This window comes from Streptomyces sp. NPDC093260, from assembly GCF_040683715.1.
GTDB lineage: Bacteria > Actinomycetota > Actinomycetes > Streptomycetales > Streptomycetaceae > Streptomyces > Streptomyces sennicomposti.
Genome location: NZ_JBFBEK010000002.1, coordinates 139,491 through 158,650, shown reverse-complemented (window position 1 = coordinate 158,650; position 19,160 = coordinate 139,491). Strand labels below are relative to the sequence as shown.

General features: G+C 74.8%; 14 protein-coding genes and 1 pseudogene. 9 read left to right on the top strand and 6 right to left on the bottom strand.

What is annotated here, in order from left to right; genetic code table 11:
- Positions 1-94: 94 nt before the first annotated feature.
- The 7 genes and pseudogenes from AB0N63_RS02930 to AB0N63_RS02900 all read left to right on the top strand — a co-directional run.
- A complete protein-coding gene (locus AB0N63_RS02930) occupies positions 95-955 on the top strand; it encodes a tryptophan 2,3-dioxygenase family protein (protein WP_365523227.1) in 861 nt (286 codons plus the stop codon).
- Positions 948-2,219 (top strand): kynureninase, encoded by a 1,272-nt coding sequence (gene kynU / locus AB0N63_RS02925; RefSeq protein ID WP_365523224.1) that lies wholly within the window; start codon positions 948-950, stop codon positions 2,217-2,219. Before AB0N63_RS02930 ends, kynU begins: the two co-directional genes overlap by 8 nt.
- A gap of 257 nt (positions 2,220-2,476) precedes the next feature.
- On the top strand, positions 2,477-3,409 hold the full coding sequence (locus AB0N63_RS02920; protein WP_365523221.1) for an alpha/beta hydrolase: 933 nt from the start codon (positions 2,477-2,479) through the stop codon (positions 3,407-3,409).
- Positions 3,410-3,828: 419 nt separating this feature from the next.
- Positions 3,829-5,232 (top strand): histidine kinase, encoded by a 1,404-nt coding sequence (locus tag AB0N63_RS02915; RefSeq protein ID WP_365523218.1) that lies wholly within the window; start codon positions 3,829-3,831, stop codon positions 5,230-5,232.
- On the top strand, positions 5,229-5,903 hold the full coding sequence (locus AB0N63_RS02910; RefSeq protein WP_365523215.1) for a response regulator transcription factor: 675 nt from the start codon (positions 5,229-5,231) through the stop codon (positions 5,901-5,903). Before AB0N63_RS02915 ends, AB0N63_RS02910 begins: the two co-directional genes overlap by 4 nt.
- 90 nt (positions 5,904-5,993) lie before the next feature.
- A complete protein-coding gene (locus AB0N63_RS02905; RefSeq protein ID WP_365523212.1) occupies positions 5,994-7,214 on the top strand; it encodes a cytochrome P450 in 1,221 nt (406 codons plus the stop codon).
- Positions 7,215-7,301: 87 nt separating this feature from the next.
- Positions 7,302-7,493: pseudogene (locus tag AB0N63_RS02900) on the top strand (hypothetical protein); the annotation flags it as partial.
- A 164-nt stretch (positions 7,494-7,657) separates the two neighbouring features.
- Here the strand turns inward: AB0N63_RS02900 and AB0N63_RS02895 are convergent.
- On the bottom strand, positions 7,658-8,569 hold the full coding sequence (locus AB0N63_RS02895) for a diacylglycerol kinase family protein (protein WP_365523209.1): 912 nt from the start codon (positions 8,567-8,569) through the stop codon (positions 7,658-7,660).
- Positions 8,570-8,764: 195 nt separating this feature from the next.
- Here AB0N63_RS02895 and AB0N63_RS02890 point away from each other — a divergent pair, with 195 nt between their 5' ends.
- Entirely contained in the window at positions 8,765-10,048 is a 1,284-nt protein-coding gene (locus AB0N63_RS02890; protein ID WP_365523206.1) for an adenylosuccinate synthase, read from the top strand.
- A gap of 146 nt (positions 10,049-10,194) precedes the next feature.
- On the opposite strand, the gene AB0N63_RS02885 is transcribed toward AB0N63_RS02890, so the two are convergent.
- The 4 genes from AB0N63_RS02885 to AB0N63_RS02870 all read right to left on the bottom strand — a co-directional run bounded on the left by AB0N63_RS02885 (position 10,195) and on the right by AB0N63_RS02870 (position 15,752).
- On the bottom strand, positions 10,195-10,845 hold the full coding sequence (locus tag AB0N63_RS02885; RefSeq protein ID WP_019983360.1) for a hypothetical protein: 651 nt from the start codon (positions 10,843-10,845) through the stop codon (positions 10,195-10,197).
- 114 nt (positions 10,846-10,959) lie between these two features.
- Positions 10,960-13,425 carry a dolichyl-phosphate beta-glucosyltransferase gene (locus AB0N63_RS02880; RefSeq protein WP_365523203.1) on the bottom strand — a complete coding sequence of 822 codons (2,466 nt, stop codon included), beginning with the start codon at positions 13,423-13,425 and terminating at the stop codon, positions 10,960-10,962.
- On the bottom strand, positions 13,422-14,279 hold the full coding sequence (locus AB0N63_RS02875) for a GntR family transcriptional regulator (RefSeq protein ID WP_365523201.1): 858 nt from the start codon (positions 14,277-14,279) through the stop codon (positions 13,422-13,424). The genes AB0N63_RS02880 and AB0N63_RS02875 overlap by 4 nt, the downstream gene beginning before the upstream one ends.
- A 99-nt stretch (positions 14,280-14,378) precedes the next feature.
- On the bottom strand, positions 14,379-15,752 hold the full coding sequence (locus tag AB0N63_RS02870) for an aspartate aminotransferase family protein (RefSeq protein ID WP_365523198.1): 1,374 nt from the start codon (positions 15,750-15,752) through the stop codon (positions 14,379-14,381).
- Positions 15,753-16,006: 254 nt separating this feature from the next.
- On the opposite strand from AB0N63_RS02870, the gene AB0N63_RS02865 reads away from it, so the two are divergent.
- Positions 16,007-18,112, top strand: coding sequence for a serine/threonine-protein kinase (locus tag AB0N63_RS02865; protein ID WP_365523195.1), 2,106 nt, complete (start codon positions 16,007-16,009; stop codon positions 18,110-18,112).
- A 108-nt stretch (positions 18,113-18,220) separates the two neighbouring features.
- Here AB0N63_RS02865 and AB0N63_RS02860 read toward each other — a convergent pair whose 3' ends face one another.
- Positions 18,221-18,967 (bottom strand): SLATT domain-containing protein, encoded by a 747-nt coding sequence (locus AB0N63_RS02860; RefSeq protein WP_365523192.1) that lies wholly within the window; start codon positions 18,965-18,967, stop codon positions 18,221-18,223.
- Positions 18,968-19,160: the final 193 nt, after the last annotated feature.

Below are 19,160 nucleotides of genomic sequence, written 5' to 3'. Positions count from 1 at the left end.
GCCGGGGCTGCGCAGGATGCGGGTGGGGACCGGGGCCCCCGTGCCGGCATCGGCAGGGGCGGACCGCTACCCGGAGTACATGCAGGAGACAGCGATGTCCCAACAGGCTCAACCGACCGCCCGGCCCGACGAGGCCGCCGCTGAGCCCGAGACCCCGCATCTCGACTTCGAGGGCACGACGCCGTACGAGGACTACGTCAAGGCGGACGTGCTCACCCACCTCCAGCAGACCCTCTCCGACGACCCAGGGGAGATGGTCTTCCTGGTGACGACCCAGGTCATGGAACTGTGGTTCACCGTCATCGTGCACGAGTGGGAGACCGCCGCCCACGCCCTGCGCGCGGACGACGTGCCGACGGCCGTCGCCGCGCTGAAGCGTTCGGTACGGGAGCTGGAGGCGCTGAACGCCTCCTGGCGGCCGCTCGGCCAGCTCACCCCGGCGCAGTTCAACAGCTACCGCGGCGCGCTCGGCGAGGGCTCGGGCTTCCAGTCGGCGATGTACCGGCGCCTGGAGTTCCTGCTCGGCGACAAGTCCGCCTCGATGCTCGTCCCGCACCGCGGCGCGCCCCGCGTCCACGCCGAGCTGGAGAAGGCCCTGCACGAGCCGAGCCTCTACGACGAGGTGCTGCGGCTGCTCGCCCGGCGCGGCCACGCCGTCCCCGAGTCCGTGCTGCGGCGTGACGTGTCGCGGCGCTACGAGCCCTCCCCGGAGGTGGAGGCCGTCTGGACGGCGCTCTACTCCGGCGACGAGCACGACGAACTCGCCCGGCTCGGCGAGGCGTTGACGGACGTCGCCGAACTGGTGTGGCGCTGGCGCAACGACCACCTGGTCGCCACCCGCCGCGCGATGGGCGCCAAGGCGGGCACCGGCGGCTCCGCCGGGGTGGCCTGGCTGGAGAAGCGGGCGCAGAAGTACGTGTTCCCCGAGCTGTGGACGGCGAGGTCCCATGTCTGAGCCGACGGAACTGACGGAGCCGACGGAACCGACGTCCTTGGCCGACCGGGCGGCGGAGCTGGACGCCGCCGATCCGCTCGCGCCCCTGCGCGACCGGTTCCTCCTGGACGACGGCGTCTACCTCGACGGCAACTCGCTGGGCGCGCTCCCGGCCGGCGTCCCGGACCGGGTCGCGGACGTGGTCCGCCGCCAGTGGGGCGAACTGCGCATCCGCTCCTGGGGCGAGAGCGGCTGGTGGACCGCGCCCGAGCGGATCGGCGACCGGATCGCCCCGCTGGTCGGGGCGGCGCCGGGGCAGATCGTGGTCGGCGACTCGACCAGCGTGAACGTCTTCAAGGCGCTGGTGGCGGCGGTGCGGATGGCCCGCGAGGCGGGCGCGGAGACAGCCGGAGGGAGCGGCGGGACCGGCGGTGGCGAGGGCCGGGACGAGATCCTCGTCGACGCCTCCACCTTCCCCACCGACGGCTACATCGCCGCCTCCGCCGCCCGGATGACGGGCTGCGCCGTCCGGCCGGTCGCGCCGCACGAGGTGCCCGCGGCGCTCTCCCCGCGCACCGCCGCGGTCCTGCTCAACCACGTCGACTACCGCACCGGCCGCCTGCACGACCTGCCGTCCCTCACGGCGGCCGTGCACGCGGCGGGGGCGTACGCCGTCTGGGACCTGTGCCACAGTGCGGGGGCCCTGCCGGTCGGGCTGGACGAGCACGGGGTCGCGCTGGCGGTCGGCTGCACGTACAAGTTCCTGAACGGCGGGCCGGGTTCACCGGCCTTCCTGTACGTCCGCGCCGACCTCCAGGAGCGGTTCGACTCCCCGCTGCCGGGCTGGAACTCGCACGCCGAGCCGTTCGGCATGCGGCCCGACTACGAGCCGGCGAAGGGCGCGGTGCGCGGCCGGGTCGGCACCCCGGACATCCTGTCCCTGCTCGCCCTGGAGGCGGCGCTGGACGTGTGGGAGGGGGTGTCGGTCGAGGCGGTGCGGGCCAAGTCCCTGGCGCTGACGGACTTCTTCCTGGAGTGCGTCGCCGCCCATGTCCCCGCCGGGCGCGTGGAGTCGGTGACCCCGGCCGCGCAGGAACGCGGCAGCCAGGTCGCGCTGCGCTGCGCGGACGCCGGTGAGGTGATGGAGCGCCTGATCGCCCGTGGCGTGGTCGGCGACTTCCGGGACCCGGACATCCTCCGCTTCGGCTTCACCCCGCTGTACGTCGGCTTCGCCGACGCGGAGCGGGCGGCGCGGGTGCTGGGGGAGGTGCTGACGGGGTCGTAGCGGGCGGGTCCGCCGCCCCGGTCCCGGCGGGGCCACCCCCCCGGGGCCGGTCCCGGGCCCGGTCCCGGCCCGGGGCGTCCGGGCGGGTGCGCCAGGACGCCCCGTCCCGGGCGTCGTACGTGCGTGCTGGTGCACGTCATGCGCCTGGTACCGTCCCGCCAACGGCCGAACCGGCGCCGAGCGCGATCCCGCGCCCGCCGGATCCGTTGCGTCGCCGTTTCGCCGTAACGCCGTTTCACCGCTGAGAGGTTGGAGCAATGCCGGACGCCGCCGCACCCCGCGACGCCGCAGGTGACCTGGCCGGACGGGACCCGGTGGCGCGGGACGCCGCGGAGGAGGCGTCCGCCTTCTCGCACGCGCCCGTCGGGCCCGACGGCACCGCCGCCTACGGTGACCACCCCGACCAGGTCGTCGACTTCTACGCCCCGCGCGGCCCCGGCGGAACCGGCGACGCCGGGCCCGCCGGTTCCGCGCCGCTCGTCGTCGTGCTGCACGGCGGCGCCTGGCGGGCCCCGTACGACCGGCGGCACGTCACGCCGTTCGCGGACTTCCTCGCGCGGCGCGGCTTCGCCGTGGCCAACGTCGAGTACCGGCGCGGCGCCGAGGGGCCGGCCGGGGAGCCGCCCGTCGCGGGCCGCTGGCCGGACACCTTCGACGACGTCGCCGCCGCGCTGGACGCGCTGCCCGCGCTCGCCGCACGCACGCTCCCGCAGGCCGACACCCGGCGCACCGTCCTCACCGGTCACTCCGCGGGCGGCCACCTCGCCCTGTGGGCGGCGGCCCGGCACGTCCTGCCCGCCGGCTCCCCCTGGCGCACCGGCGGCCCGGCCCCGCTGCGCGGTGTGGTCGCGCTCGCCCCCATCGCCGACTTCGAGGTCGCGGGGAAACTGGGCGTGTGCGGCGGGGCGGCGCTCCAACTGCTCGGCGGTGACCAGTACGTCGCCGAACGGCGGCCGCACGCCGACCCGGCCCTGCTGCTGCCCACCGGCATCGCGACGACCGTGGTGCAGGGCCGGGCGGACGTGGTCGTACCGCAGGCGGTGGCCGAGGCGTACGCGGACGCGGCGGCCCGCGCGGGCGAACCGGTGGGGCTGACCCTGCTGGAGGACGTCGGCCACTTCCCGCTGATCGACCCGGCGGCCGACGCCTGCGCGGTGGTCGCCGAGGAGATCGCCCAGCTCGCCTGGTGAGCGGCGGCCGGGCCCGTGAATCCCCGTGGTTACCCGCACCACCCGTGATATCCGAGGACTACGGGGCCCGCGAACTCCCCGGCGGACGCGCGCGGGCCGCCGGGGCCGTGACGTGCGGGCCGTACGGGCCTGTCGGGCGAGGGAGCCGACGGCGGGCGGGGGACGGGAAGGGCGACGCCGGCCGGCGGGGGCCGCGCGCTGCGCGAGGACCTGTGGACGGCACGGGCCGAACCGCTGCCCCCGTCCGGCCGGCTGCGCCGGCTCCCGCACGGCGCGGTGTGCCCGGTCGCGACCGGCGTCCGGCCCACCGGGTACCGGGACCGCCGCGTACCGCGCGCCCCGTAGTACCTGAGACGGACCCCGCGGAACCCGCCTCACTGGGGACGACCGCGGGCCCGGCCGCCGCCTACCGTTTCACCGTGACCGAGACGACCCGGGTCCGTGCCCGGACCCAGACGCAGACACCGCCGCTGCCGGACGACGCGTTCGCCCCCTACAAGCCGCGCAGCCCCGAGTTCCGGGCGGCGGCGCAGGCCCTGCGCGGGCTGCGCCAGGACCTGTTCCGGGACGCCTTCGCCTACCGGCCGCTGCCGCGCCGCGACCCGGGCGGCCCGCTGATCGGGCGGCTGCCCGGCCGGCTGCGGGAGTACGCGACCTGGACGCCGCACGCCCTGGTGGCGGGCATCGGCCTGCTGACCCTGCTCGCCGCCTGGTCCGCCGCCGAGAGCGGGGCCACGGCCCCGGTGTACGGCCTGGTGCTGCTGGTGCCGGTGCTGCTCACGCTGGTCCGCCCGGTCGCGGCGTTCTGGCTGGCCCTGCTCGCGGCGGCGGGGACCGCGCTGTTCACCGACACGTACGAGTACGACGATTGGCCCTGGCAGCCCGAGGGCTTCGTGGCGTATCTGACGGTGCTCACCGTGGTGGCCGTCCGCACCCGGCCGCGCACCGCGGCCTGGATGTGGGTCGTCACCGCGCTCTACGCCTTCACCACCGAGTCCGTCGGCACGTCCTACGTCAACGACTCCGGCGCCATGCTGACGGTGTCCGCGCTGGTGCTGCTGGCCGTCAGCGTCTGGCACATCCGCCGGGAGGCCGAGCAGACGGTGACCGCGCAGCAGACGGCGACCGAGCACGAGCGCTCCCGCCGCACGCTGCTGGAGGAGCGCACCACGATCGCCCGCGAGCTGCACGACGTGGTGGCCCACCACATGTCCGTGGTCGCGATCCAGGCCGAGGCGGCCCCGTACCGGGTCCAGGACCCGCCGCCGGAGCTGGAGAAGGCGTTCGCCACGATCCGCGAGAACGCGGTGGCCGCCCTCACCGAGCTGCGCCGCGTCCTCGGCGTGGTCCGCGCGGAGGACGACGCGGCGCCCGACGCCCCGCAGCCCACCCTCGCCGACCTGGACACGCTGCTGGCGAACGTGCGGGAGGCGGGCCTTCAGGTGGCCAAGGCGGTGACCGGCGCGGTGCGCGAACTCCCGCAGGGCGTCGAGCTGTCGGCGTACCGGATCGTCCAGGAGGCGCTGAGCAACGTGCTGCGGCACGCGCCCGGCGCCGAGGCCCGGGTGGAGATCGGCTACGTCCTCGGCGGCCTCGGGCTGCGCGTCGTCAACGGGCCGCCGCCCGCGCCGTCCCTGGTCAAGCCCTCGCCGGGCGCGGGGCACGGCATCACCGGGATGCGGGAGCGGGTGACGATGCTGGACGGCGAGATGACCGCGGGGCCGACGGACGAGGGCGGCTACGAGGTGACGGTGTTCCTGCCCGCCGCCCCGGTCGGCGGGGGGGAGACCGGGACCGCGGACGGCGACGGGGGCGCCGCGTGACGGCCGGCCCGATCCGCGTCCTGATCGCGGACGACCAGATGATGGTCCGCGAGGGCTTCTCGGTGCTGCTGAACGCGATGCCCGGCATCGAGGTCGTCGGCGAGGCCGTCAACGGCCGCGAGGCGGTGCGGCGGGTACGCGAACTCGGTCCGGACGTGGTGCTGATGGACATCCGCATGCCCGAGCTGAACGGCATCGAGGCGACCCGGGAGATCGTCGCCGCGGACGGTACGGCGAAGGTGCTGGTGCTGACCACGTTCGACCTGGACGAGTACGTGTACCAGGCGCTGCGGGCGGGCGCGTCGGGCTTCCTGCTGAAGGACGCCTCGGCGCGCCAGCTCGCCGACGGGGTGCGGGTGGTGGCCTCCGGTGAGGCACTGCTCGCCCCCTCGGTCACCCGCCGGCTGATCACCGAGTTCGCCAGGCTGTCCGGCCCCGCCCGGCCGCCGGCCGCCGCGCAGGCCGCGTACGGGGACCTCACGGAACGGGAGACGGAGGTGCTGGTGCTGATCGCGCAGGGCCTGTCGAACGGGGAGATCGCGGAACGGCTGGTGGTCGCCGAGTCCACCATCAAGACCCATGTGAGCCGCATCCTGGTCAAGCTGGGCCTGCGCGACCGCACCCAGGCGGCGGTCTTCGCCTACGAGGCACGACTGGTCACCCCGGGCTGAGCGGTGTCGCGGCCACCCGGGGGCGGGCGCCCTCCCGGTCGGGAGGGCGCCCCCTGGCCAGGGGGCGGGAAGGCGGGCTAGCGTCCGGTCATGGCCGCTGCTCCCGCCCTCGCGTTCGACCCTTGGGACCCGGCGTTCGTCGCCGATCCCTACCCCGCCTACGCCGAGCTGCGCGCCCGTGGCCGGGTGCTCCGCTACGAGCCCACCGACCAGTGGCTGGTCCCGCGCCACGCGGACGTGGCCGCGCTGCTGCGCGACCGGCGGCTGGGGCGGACCTATCGGCACCGGTTCACGCACGAGGAGTTCGGCCGCACCCCGCCGCCGCCCGCGCACGAGCCGTTCCACGTCCTCAACGACCACGGGATGCTCGACCTGGAGCCGCCGGACCACACCCGTATCCGGCGCCTGGTGTCCAAGGCGTTCACCCCGCGCACGGTGGAGCGGCTGAAGCCGTACGTGCACGAGCTGGCCGGCCGATTGGTGGGCGCCCTCGTCGAGGCGGGCGGCGGCGATCTGCTCGCGGACGTCGCCGAACCGCTGCCGGTGGCGGTGATCGCCGAGATGCTGGGCATCCCCGAGGCGGACCGGCCGCTGCTGCGCCCCTGGTCGGCGGCGATCTGCGGGATGTACGAGCTGAACCCGTCCGGGGAGACGGCGGCGCGGGCGGTACGGGCCTCGGTGGAGTTCTCCGAGTATCTGCGCGAACTGATCGCGGCCCGCCGCGAGAAGCCCGGCGAGGACCTGATCTCCGGTTTGATCGCGGCGCACGACGAGGGCGACCGGCTCACCGAACAGGAGATGATCTCCACGGCGGTGCTGCTGCTGAACGCCGGCCACGAGGCCACCGTGAACGCCACCGTCAACGGCTGGTGGGCGCTGTTCCGCAACCCGGACCAGCTGGCCGCCCTGCGCGCCGACCTCGCGCTTGTCCCGACGGCCGTCGAGGAGCTGATGCGCTACGACACCCCGCTCCAGCTCTTCGAGCGCTGGGTGCTGGACGACGTCGAGATCGACGGCACCACGATCCCGAGGGGCGCGGAGATCGCCATGCTGTTCGGCTCCGCCAACCACGACCCGGAGGTCTTCGCCGCCCCCGACCGGCTGGACCTCGCGCGCCGCGACAACCCGCACATCTCCTTCAGCGCGGGCATCCACTACTGCATCGGCGCCCCGCTGGCCCGCATCGAACTCGCCGCCTCGATGACGGCCCTGCTCGACCGCGCACCGGCCCTCGCCCTGGCCGCCGAGCCGGAACGGAAGCCGAACTTCGTGATCCGGGGGCTGGAGGGGCTGGCGGTGACGGTCCGATGATCACCTGATCGGCTGAGCAGTACGCGATCGGCCCCCTGTCCGCCACCTCACCCGGCAAGCTGGTGCGCGCCTACGGGAGGAGGCACCATGACGGTCATGGCGGAGCGCACGTCGCACGCGGCCCAGATGTCGGTCGAGGAGTTCGAGAGGATCGCCGCGTTCGCGGCCAAGGACACCGACGACGCCGTCAGGTTCGAGTTCATCGACGGGCGGATCGGGGTCAAGCAGGTGCCGGACGGCGACCACAACACCGTCGTCTACGCGAGCGTCGTCAGGAAGACCTTCGGCGGCAGGCTGTCACTGCCGGAACCGTTGGACGTCGGACTCGACACCACCGAACTGAAGCGCTACGCCGACCGAGCTGCCGGGTGCCCCGCCCCGTCGCCGTACAGGGCCCGCGCCGACCGTCGCGCCGCCCCGTCGCGTGCCCCGGGGCGGCGTCGTCAGCCCGCCGCCTTCCCCGCCGCGCCTCCCGCCCCGTCCACCGGTACCACCAGCCCCCAGGCCGCCTCGCGGACACGCCAGGTGCGGGTGCGGACCGGGCCGGAGACCGTCGCGTCGGCGCGGTAGTGGAAGTCCGCGCCGGAGACGGTGACCGTGCGGCCCCGGGCCAGCAGCGGGGAGGCCTCCGCGCCGGGGCCCGACAGGGGCCGTACCTCCACCTCGGCCCGGCCCGAGTCGCCCGGCGCGACCGAGACCGCCTCCACCGGCTGGTCCAGGTCCACCACCGTCACCCCGTCCACCTCCACCCGCAGCCGCGCGGGCGCGGCCGGCCCGGCGTCGGCGGCCGGCCGGGCCGGGCGGGCCACCAGGGTCCGGACGAGCGACTGGCAGGTCCGCAGCCAGTCGCGTCCCGGACCCGTACCCGGTCCAGGACCCTGGCCGACCGCCGTCGCCCCCGCCGCCACGTCCCGCGCGACCAGCGGCGGAATCCGCAGCGCCCCCAGCACCACCCCGTCGCTGTCGTCCACGAGCAGGTCGAGGCGGCGCTCCGCGCCGTCCAGGACCGCCCGGGCGGCCGCCACCGGACTGTCGGGCACGCCCAGCGAACGGGCCAGGGAGACCGCGCCGCCGACCGGCACCGCGGACAGCGCGCAGCCGGCCAGTTCACGGCGCCGGTGCAGCACGGTCACCGCCCGCAGCAGCGCCCGGTCGTCCCCGATCACCACCGGCCGCCGCGACCCGCGCCGGGCCAGCGCGCGGGCGAACTCCTCCGGGTCCTCGGGCAGGCACACCTTCACCGCCGCGCCCGCGCCGAGCACGTCTTTCGCGATCCGCACGGACTCCCCGTCCGTCCGCCGGGCGACCGGGTCGATGACCACCAGCAGCTGTCCGGACGTCGGATATGTCGCCACCTCGGTCCTGCCTCGCTTCCTCGGGTAGCATCTTTGTGCAAGAGCCCCTTGCGCTATTGCGCCAGGGGCTTCGTCTATTCCGGGGCATCCGGTCCGACGGTTGTGCGGCCGACGACGGTCGCGCGGTGCACGCGGCGGTGAACCCGCGTACGCCCCTGACCTTGGACATGCCCCGCCCGGAAGGGGTGTACGCGCGTGCCCGCACTTGTGCTGCTCGGTGCTCAGTGGGGTGACGAAGGCAAGGGAAAGGCCACCGACCTGCTCGGCGGCTCAGTGGACTATGTAGTGCGTTATCAGGGCGGCAACAACGCCGGCCACACGGTCGTCGTCGGCGACCAGAAGTATGCACTGCACCTCCTCCCTTCCGGAATCCTGTCTCCCGGATGTACGCCCGTCATCGGCAACGGCGTCGTCGTGGACCCGTCGGTCCTGCTCTCCGAGCTGAGCGGTCTGAACGAGCGCGGCGTCGACACGTCGAAGCTCCTGATCAGCGGAAACGCTCACATCATCACGCCGTACAACGTCACGGTCGACAAGGTGACGGAACGCTTCCTCGGCAAGCGGAAGATCGGCACCACCGGTCGCGGCATCGGCCCGACCTACGCGGACAAGATCAACCGCGTCGGCATCCGGGTCCAGGACCTGTACGACGAGTCGATCCTGACCCAGAAGGTCGAGGCGGCGCTCGACGCCAAGAACCAGATCCTCACCAAGCTCTACAACCGCCGCGCGATCGCCGCCGGCCAGGTGGTCGAGGAGCTGCTGGGCTACGCCGAGCAGATCAAGCCGTACGTCGCCGACACCGTGCTGATCCTCAACCAGGCGCTGGACGAGGACAAGGTGGTCCTCTTCGAGGGCGGCCAGGGCACGCTGCTGGACATCGACCACGGCACGTATCCGTTCGTGACCTCGTCCAACCCGACCGCGGGCGGCGCCTGCACCGGCGCGGGCGTGGGGCCGACGAAGATCAGCCGGGTCATCGGCATCCTCAAGGCGTACACGACCCGCGTCGGCTCGGGCCCGTTCCCGACCGAGCTGCTGGACGAGGACGGCGAGGCGCTGCGCCGGATCGGCGGGGAGCGGGGCGTGACCACCGGCCGCGACCGCCGCTGCGGCTGGTTCGACGCGGTGATCGCCCGCTACGCCACCCGCGTGAACGGCCTGACGGACTTCTTCCTCACCAAGCTGGACGTCCTCACCGGCTGGGAGCAGATCCCGGTCTGCGTCGCCTACGAGATCGACGGCCGCCGGGTGGAGGAGCTGCCCTACTCGCAGACCGACTTCCACCACGCCAAGCCGGTCTACGAGTACCTCCCGGGCTGGCAGGAGGACATCACGAAGGCCAAGACCTTCGCCGACCTCCCGAAGAACGCCCAGGGCTACGTCAAGGCCCTGGAGGAGATGTCCGGCGCCCCGATCTCCGCGATCGGCGTCGGCCCGGGCCGCGACGAGACGATCGAGATCAACTCGTTCATCTGACCCGGCCCGCGCACCCGTAGGGCGCGCGCCGACAGGGCGCCCGGCACGGACCCCCGTGGCGGGCGCCCTGCTGTACGCCCGTGCCCGGGCCGGGCGCCTGCCGCACGCGCGCGTGCGCGCCCCGGCGCGGGACGGCCGGAGCGCCGTCAGCTGAAGACGATCATCGAGCCCTGCGCCAGGCTCCGCGTCGCCGCCGCGTGCAGGCCGAGCCAGACGTGGCGTTCGCGGGCGAAGGGGCTCGGGTCGTAGGGGGCCGGGGCGGCCGGCTGCTCCAGTTCCGTGGGGGCCGTCGGCGGGGCCGGGGGAGCGGGCGGGTTGGCCGGGTCGATGCCGAGCGCCGGGGCGACCTGCTCCAGCTCCCGCAGCAGCCCCTGCGAGGAGCCCAACGGGCCTCCGCCCGCGAGGAGTTCCTCGTTGGACAGGGGGTGCGGGAAGTCCAGCGGGACGTAGGCGCCCGCGTGGTCGTAGTGCCACACCAGATGCGACTGCTGCGCCGTCGACTCGAACATCTCCAGCAACTGCTCGTAGTCGCCGCCCAGTTCGTCCACCGGGGCGAGGGGGAGACCGCACAGCTGGAGGAGGTGGGCGCGGCGCAGGAAGTGCAGCGCGTCGTAGTCGAAGCCGGCCACCGGCGCGACGTCCCCGGACAGGCCCGGCATGTACTGGTACACCGGCACCGGCGGCAGCCCGTTCTCCGCCAGCACCTTGTTGTACTGCGCCAGTTCCTCGGCGAACGGGTTGTCAGGCGTGTGGCACAACACGTCGACGAGCGGTACCAGCCACAGGTCACAGGCCAAGGAGGGCTCCTCGCATAGCGGAGTGGGTGCAGTCGGGTCGCGGGTTCGCGCGGGTTCGGCAGCGGTCCGGAGCGGTCGCCGGGGGAGTGTAGAGCGTAGTCGGTGCCGGTTCCCTCAGCGCCCCTCGTGCAGGTCCCATACCCACACCCCGCCGGTCCACTTCCCCTCGTGCCCCACCAGCTGGGTGACGACCTGGCGCAGCCGGTCGTCATGGGGCTGCGGGGCCAGCACCAGGGCGCCCGCGTGCCAGTACGCGAAGTCCTCCCGCGCCTGGCGCCGCCGGTCCGCGTCGATCGGCGGGACGACCCCGGAGTAGCGCACGTCCCGCAGCATGGTGGAGGTCCACCGGGGGACGGCGCCGTAGATGCCGACACGGTCGGGCCCGTAGGGGCCGTTGAAGTAGCCGCCGGGCAGCTTGAAGCCGAGGTGGGCCGCCGTCTGCCAGTGCAGCGCCTCCGCCGCGCCCGGGTCGGGCAGCGGCACGGGCACCAGCGACTCGCCGTCGTGGACGTACGGCTTCCACAGGCCCTCGGTGAGGAACGCCGGAACCGGCGCCCGGTCGACCGCCTTCAGCGGGGCCGGGACCAGCGGCAGCAGGGCGAGGCTCACCGCGAGCAGCCCGCCGTACAGCGGGCCGATCCGGGTCCTGGCCGACAGCCGGGTGAGGGCGAGCGCGAGGAGCATGCCGAGCGCGGGCGCACAGATCATCGCCACCCGGCTCTCGATGACCGACTCGAACAGCGGCAGGTGGGCGAACAGCGCCCACGGCCCCGGGTAGACCGTGTCCGTCATGGGGAGCCGGACCTTCGGCCCCAGCGACAGCAGCGCCGCTCCGACCGCCGTCACCGCCAGCGCCTTGACCAGGGGCCGCCGCCACAGCCGTACGGTGATCGCGAAGGCGACGAGGACCAGCGGCCAGCCGTAGAAGGCGTTCTGCTCGGTGGGGTTCGCGGCGAGCGCGTTCGCGCGCCGCTCGTCGCCCCACATCAGGGAGCGCTCGGCGAAGGAGACCAGCGCCAGCGGGCTGTTGCCGGCGTTGTCGCCGTGCAGGACGCTGCCGTAGCTCTGCGGGCCCGTGAACTGCCAGGCCAGCGGGTAGGCGACGAACGGCAGGCAGACCGCGACGGCGTACAGCAGCCCCGTCAGCAGCGGCCGCCAGGCCGTCCGCGCCACGTCCGGGCGCGCCGCCCCGTACGCGGCGGCGAACAGCGTCATCCCGAGCGCGGCCAGCAGCAGCGGCTCCTCGCCCAGGAAGACCTGGTACGCCGTCATCAGCCCGAGCACGACCCCGTCCCGCCGCACCCGGGCGCCCGTGCACAGCCGGAGCGCCCGGTCGACGATCAGCGGGATCATGAACAGGACGACGAAGTTCGGGTGCGCGTTGGCGTGGCTGACCATCGGCGGGGCGAACGCGGCCAGCGCCGCGCCGACGACGGCCGCGCCCCGGTGCGCCGTCACCCGCCGGACGATCAGCCAGTACCAGGCGGCGGCCGTCGCGGCCAGCCCCACCGCCATGCACACGCTCAGCGAGACGGCGGGCCCGAACGCCAGTGTGAGCGGGACGAACGGCACGGACAGGCCCAGCATGGCCGTGTTGGCCATCAGGTTCACACCGTCGGGGAAGTTCTGGAGGTCGGTGAAGAAGGGGTTGCGCAGATGGGTGACGTTGTCGGCGGTGACGGCGAAGAACCACTCCCACTGGTTCTGGTCCTGCATCGAGTCGGGCAGATAGCGGTGCGCCGGGTCGAACAGGCGGCCCGAGTACAGGAGCACCGACAGCAGCAGGAACAGGGCCGTGGCGAGCACGTCGGCGCCCCGGACGGAACGCGCGCGCAGCAGGACGAGTTCGGCCAGGACCCGGCCGTAGGCGAGGGGGCCGACCTTGGAGCCGGGCTGGTGCGACCAGCGCACCGGCACCTCGGCGACCGGCCAGCCGGCCCGGTGGAAGTGGCGCAGCACCTCCACGTCGATGCCCCAGCCGTTGAGCCGGGCGGCGGCGAAGGCCGCGCGGGCGCGCTCGCCGTCGAACAGCTTGAAACCGCACTGGGTGTCGCGTATCCCGGGCACCGCGATCCGGCGGATCAGCAGGTTCCCGGCCTGGCCGAGCAGTTCGCGCGCCCGGTGCTGGTGGTGCCCTATCGCCGCGCCGGGCACCGAGCGGGAGCCGATCGCGGCGGCGCCCCGCTCGCCGATCGCCTCCTCCAGCCGCTCCAGTTCCTCGATGGGGGCGGCGAGATCGGCGTCGGTCAGCAGCACGCGCCGGCCCCGGCTGGCGGTCACGCCCTGCCGCAGCGCGTGGCCCTTGCCGCGGTTGCGGTCCGCGGTGACCAGCCGGATGCGCGGGTCCCGGCGGGCGGTGACGAGGGCGGCGGTGCCGTCGGTGGAGCCGTCGTCGGCGACGACGACCTCCCAGGCGCCGAAGCGGTCCTCGTGTGCGCGCAGATAGGCGGTGACGGCGTCGAGGGAGGGACCCAGGCGGTCCTCCTCGTTGTAGGCGGGGATGACGACCGACAGGCCGACGGTCCCGTCACCGGGCGCGGTCCCGTCGGCGGTGGCCGCTCCGGCGGCGGTGCCGCTCACGCGCCGGCCGATCGGCCGACCAGGGACAGCGAGTGCGCGTGGTGGGCGGCGACGAGCGCGCGCGCCGCCGGTATGTCGCCCCGCGCCAGGGCGTCCACCAGTTCGGTGTGCCCGGACCACAGGAGTCCGCGCAGATCGTCCAGGCGGCGCAGCTGCTGCACCGCGCACACCCAGCACCGCACCCGCAGCCGGTGCAGGAAGTCGGCGAGGTACGCGTTGCCGAACAGGGCGCTCAACTCCCGCCAGAACCTCAGGTCGTAGCCGATCAGCACGGTCAGGTCGCCCGCGCCGGCCGCGCGCTGCGCCTCCTCGCCGCGCCGCCGCACCCCCACGAGCTTCGCCGCCGTCCGAGGGTCCAGCGGGGGCCGCAGGCGGGGCGGGACGGTGCGGGGGAGCGCGGGGGTGGAGGGGGCCGGGGCGACCCCCGGCGCGGCCGGGGTCGGGGCCTCGGAGGTCCCGGGGCCGGCGGTGGTCCCGGGGGCGGCGGCCGTCGGGGCCTCGGCCGTGTAGGGGCCTTCCGCCGCGGTGTCCTCGAACCGCTCGACCAGGCTGCGGAACATGCCGTCCACGACCAGCCCGCGCGCCTCGATCATCTCCACGAAGTCGGCCGGCGAGTACTCGTGCACCCGGAAGCCGCGGTGCTGGTCGGCCTCCAGCAGCCCCTGCGCGGACAGGTCGACCAGCGCCTCGCGCACCGGCGTCGCGGAGACCCCGTACTGCTCGGCTATCTCCTTGACCGTGAACTCCTGCCCCGGCTGGAGCCGCCCGGCCAGCACCTCGTCCCGCAGCGCGTCCGCGATCTGCTGGCGTAGGGTGCTGCGCGTCACGGCGCCTGGGCCGCTGATGCCGGGCATGGTCGGAGCGTCTCCCTTACGCGTGCGGATGGCGTGCTCGTACATCTGTCTCTACGAGCACGCCACCTTACGCGTTCGGCTTTCTGTGCGACCGCCGTGTCACACCGTGTGCTCGTCGGCCACCGACAGTGCCGCGTCCAGCGCCGCCAGGCCCTCCTTCAGCTCGGCCTCGGTGGCGTTGCACGGCGGGACGACATGGGTGCGGTTCATGTTCACGAAGGGCCACAGGCCGTGCGCCTTCGCGGCGGCGGCGAAGGCCGCCATCGGCGCGTTCGCCTCGCCGGCCGCGTTGTAGGGGACCAGCGGCTCGCGGGTCTCGCGGTTCCTCACCAGCTCCAGCGCCCAGAACATGCCGACGCCGCGCACCTCGCCGACGCTCGGGTGCCGCTCGGCCAGTGCCCGCAGCCCCGGCTCCACCACCTCGGCGCCGAGCCGGGCGGCGTTCTCCACGACGCCCTCCTCCGCCATCACGTTGATCGTCGCCACCGCGGCGGCGCACGCCAGCGGGTGCCCGGAGTAGGTCAGCCCGCCCGGGTAGGCGCGCTTGCCGAAGGTCTCGGCGATCGCGCCCGAGATCGCCACACCGCCGAGCGGCACGTACCCGGAGTTCACGCCCTTGGCGAACGTCATCAGGTCCGGCACCACGCCGGACAGGTCTGCGGCGAACCACTCGCCGGTCCGGCCGAACCCGGCCATCACCTCGTCCAGCACGAACACGATCCCGTACTTGTCGCACAGTTCGCGCACCCCGGCGAGATAGCCCGGCGGCGGCACCATGATCCCCGCCGTGCCCGGGATCGTCTCCAGGATGATCGCGGCGACGGTCGACGGTCCCTCGAAGGCGATCGTCGTCTCCAGGTGCTCCAGCGCCCGCGCGCACTCCTGCTCCTCGGTCTCCGCGTAGAAGCGCGAGCGGTAGAGGTACGGCGCCCAGAAGTGCACGACCCCGGCCGAGCCGCTGTCGGAGGCCCAGCGGCGCGGGTCGCCGGTGATGTTCACGGCCTGCTGCGTGCCGCCGTGGTACGAGCGGTACGCGGAGAGCACCTTGGGCCGCCCGGTGTGCAGCCGGGCCATCCGCACCGCGTGCTCGACGGCGTCGGCGCCGCCGTTGGTGAAGAAGATCTTGTCCAGGTCGCCCGGCGTGCGCTCGGCGATCAGCCGCGCCGCCTCCGACCGCGCCTCGAGCGCGAACGCGGGCGCGAACGTGGCCATGGTGGCGGCCTGCTCCTGGATCGCCGCGACCACCTTGGGGTGCTGGTAGCCGATGTTCGTGAAGACGAGCCCGCTGGCGAAGTCCAGATAGCGCCGGCCGTCGTAGTCCCAGAAGTACGACCCTTCGGCGCCGGCCACCGCCGGCGGGTCGATCAGGTCCTGCGCGGACCAGGAGTGGAACACGTGCGCGCGGTCGGCGGCCTTGACGGCGGCACCGGCTGAGGGGTTCGGCTGGGGCGGCTGAGAGGGCTGAGGGGTCATACGGCGAGCGTAGGCGGCGGTGCGGCGCGCCCGGCATGGGCGTCCTGTCTGCGGACGCGGGGTTTTAACGACATCTTGTCGGGGGTGGGGAGGCGTCCGCCGGGTGCGGTGCCCGGCCGGCGCGTGGCGGCCCTGCGGTGCGCGCTGTTACGGAACCGTAGACACCGGGCTTCTCCGCCGCCCTGGGCCCCGGCACTATTCTCGGTCTGTCGCACGGGGGCGTATCGGGGGATATCGGGGGAGGCGTTTCGGCCATGGAGACACTGGGGGCGGGTGATCCGCAGCGGATCGGGTCGTACCGGCTGCTGGCGCGGCTCGGGGCCGGCGGGATGGGGCAGGTGTACCTGGCCCGCTCGGACCGGGGCCGGACCGTCGCCGTGAAGCTGGTGCGGCGGGAGCTGGCGCAGCAGGAGGAGTTCCGGGCCCGGTTCCGCCAGGAGGTACGGGCCGCCCGCCGCGTCGGCGGCCACTGGACGGCGCCCGTCCTGGACGCGGACACCGAGGCCGAGGTGCCCTGGGTGGCCACCGGTTACGTCGCGGGCCCCAGCCTCCAGCGCGTCGTCGGCCACGACCACGGCGCGCTGCCCGAGCGCTCGGTGCGCATCCTCGCGGCCGGGCTCGCGGGCGCGCTCCAGGACATCCACGCGGCCGGGCTGGTCCACCGCGACCTCAAGCCCTCCAACGTGCTGGTCACCATCGACGGCCCGCGCGTCATCGACTTCGGCATCGCGCGGGCGCTGGAGACCGTCACGGACGGCGGCCTCACCCGCACCGGCGCGCTGGTCGGCTCGCCCGGCTTCATGGCCCCCGAGCAGGTGCGCGGCGACCGGGTCACGCCCGCCTGCGACGTCTTCTGCCTCGGCTCGGTGCTCGCCTACGCCGCGACCGGCGCCCTGCCCTTCGGCGGCGCGGACAGCGGGGTGCACGCGCTGATGTACCGCATCGCCGAGGACGAGCCCGACCTCTCCGCGTTGCCCGAGGGCATCGCCGACCTGGTCCGCGACTGCCTGCGCAAGGACCCGGCGGCCCGGCCCTCGCCGGCGGCGGTCATCCAGCGCACCGGCGCGGAGGACACGGTCGCCGACGGCCGCTTCCGCGACCCGTGGCTGCCGAGCGCGCTGGTCGCCCAGCTCGGCCGCCACGCGGTACGGCTGCTGGACACGGAGAGCCCGGAGGACGGGGAGGCGGCGGCGTCCGGGGGGACGGCTCCGGCGGGTGCGGGCGCGGGTGGGGGCGCGGACGAGGTCGCGCCGGAGGGGCCCGCGGCGCCTGCCGCCACCGCGGGCGCCGGTGCTGCCGCGGCGCCTGCCGCCGGGGCGTCGGGGAACGCCCCCGACCTGGTCGAGAGGCCGTCCGCCGCCGTCGACCCGGGGGCGGCCGCCGCCCCGGCCGGAACGCCGGCGACCGGTCCGTCCGGTACGCCCGTGACCCCCGCGCTCCCGGCCGCACCGCCCGAGCCCTTGCGCGTCCCCGTGGAAGTCACCCCGCCGCCCCCGGGGCAGTCGGTCGGCACCGGAGGTGCGCGGCCGGTGAACCACCTGCCGACCATGGTGGCCGGACAGACGCCCCCGCCGGGGCAGGCTCCGCCGGGGCACACGCCTCCGCCGGGGACGCCGCCCGCGTACGGCCACCCCCGCGAGCACGGCTACCCGCAGCAGTACGGCGGCTGGGCCGGACCGCCCGGCGCGGCGGCGCAGCAGCACCCGTACGCCGGCCTCGGCTCGACCCCGCCGTACGGCCCGCCGCCGTACTCGCCGCCACGCCGGGGCGGCGGCCGGGCCACGGCGGCGCTGATCGCCGTGGCCGTGGTGGTCGCGCTCGCCGCGGGCGGTTCGGTGTACGCCCTGATGCGCGGCGGCGACGACAAGGCCGGCCCCCAGCCCTCGCCGGCCGTCACCGCGCACGCGACGGACGACGCCGACGGCCCCGGCGACTCCGACGGCGCGAACGGCTCCGGTCAGGATCCGGCGACCTCGTCGCCCGGATCGCCCTCCCCGACGGACGGCGTGATCCCGTCCGGATACCTCGGCACCTGGATCGGGAACGTCGAGAACCAGTACGGCCCCAACCCCCGCCGGCTCACCATCACCCAGGGCGGGGTCGGCGACACCGTGCTCACACTCGTCGCCGGCGGCACCGACCAGGACGGGAACCCCTACCACTGCGTCTTCGAGGCGCAGCTCACCCGGGGCCCCGACGGCAGCGGCCCGTTGCAGATCGGTCCGTCCACCGTCACGGTCGGCCGGGACAGCACGTCGTGCAACCCGGGCGCGGCCACCGAGGTCACCCTCCTCCCGGACGGCAGCCTGCGCCGCGACAACCTCTCCACCGGCGACAAGCTGACTTACACGAAGGGCTGACACCACCTTCACCCAGCTGACCCGCGGCACCGGCCAGGACGTGATGCGCACCCACGACCACGTCCCGTGCCGGGCCCCGGAGGGCCTGAAGCTCTGCGTCTGAGGGGCTCACCGCGGCTCCGGCGGCCGCTGCCGGGGCATGTTCGGGCGAGTGCCCGCCGGGGGCAGGGCGAGCCGTCCCTGCGGGCCGCCCAGGTCCGGACGGCCGCCGCCGGCGACCGAGGACTGCAGGCCCATCGGCGCCGAGCCGACCCGGAACTCCACCATCCAGTCCGCCGTCTCCGTGCGCACCAGTTCGGTGACGTCCTCCGAGAACCGGCGCAGCACCCCGAGGCACCGCTCGGCGGCCTCCCCGGCCGTGCCCTCGGTGGGGCCGAGGACCTCCCGGACGTTCTCCGATGCCCAGTCGAACTGGAGCAGTTGCAGCCGCCGCTGCACCGCCTGCGCCGTCGCCACGTCCCGCATCCACCCCGAGGTCACCCCGAAGTACCGGTCCACGCCGGCACAGGCCGCCGACACCAGCAGCGCCAGGTACCCCCAGCGCGCCGCGCCGTCCAGCACCCCGGCCAACTCCAGCAGCGGCAGCGCCGCCCCGGCCACCGCGCCCGCCGCCGCCCCGCCCCGCAGCGCCCGCGCCCCCCGCCGCTTCCACATCCGCTCGGACAGGTACCAGGACGCGGTCTGGAGCGCGCCCCGCTCCACCCACCGGTACAGGTCGTCCAGACGCTGCGCGGGCTCGCCCCAGTCGCCCGGCGGGAACGGCCGGCCGGTCAGGTCGCCCGGCCGCGGCCCGGTCGCCCCGTCCCCCCGCCCGTCCCGAGGCGGACGCTCGGGCTGCATCTCCGGCTGACCCACCCGGCACTCCCTACTGATCACGGATCGTGTCGCCGGCACGCGCCGATACGACGTGCACCGCCGTGCCGGACCCCTTCCTACCGTCCACCGGACGGCGATCGGCCGGGAAGGACGCCTTTTCCGCCCCAAAGAGCGCCGCAGCGCGGGGAAGGACGCACGGACAACTCACTCGAAAGAGTGGTGGGGCAGGGCC

What these genes read in the sequence shown, in the direction of transcription:
- AB0N63_RS02920 (WP_365523221.1), top strand. Translation starts at nt 2,477, where the DNA reads ATGCCGGACGCCGCCGCACCCCGCGACGCCGCAGGTGACCTGGCCGGA.
- AB0N63_RS02865 (WP_365523195.1), top strand. Translation starts at nt 16,007, where the DNA reads ATGGAGACACTGGGGGCGGGTGATCCGCAGCGGATCGGGTCGTACCGG.
- AB0N63_RS02930 (WP_365523227.1), top strand. Translation starts at nt 95, where the DNA reads ATGTCCCAACAGGCTCAACCGACCGCCCGGCCCGACGAGGCCGCCGCT.
- kynU (WP_365523224.1), top strand. Translation starts at nt 948, where the DNA reads ATGTCTGAGCCGACGGAACTGACGGAGCCGACGGAACCGACGTCCTTG.
- AB0N63_RS02905 (WP_365523212.1), top strand. Translation starts at nt 5,994, where the DNA reads ATGGCCGCTGCTCCCGCCCTCGCGTTCGACCCTTGGGACCCGGCGTTC.
- AB0N63_RS02875 (WP_365523201.1), bottom strand. Translation starts at nt 14,279, where the DNA reads ATGCCCGGCATCAGCGGCCCAGGCGCCGTGACGCGCAGCACCCTACGC.
- AB0N63_RS02870 (WP_365523198.1), bottom strand. Translation starts at nt 15,752, where the DNA reads ATGACCCCTCAGCCCTCTCAGCCGCCCCAGCCGAACCCCTCAGCCGGT.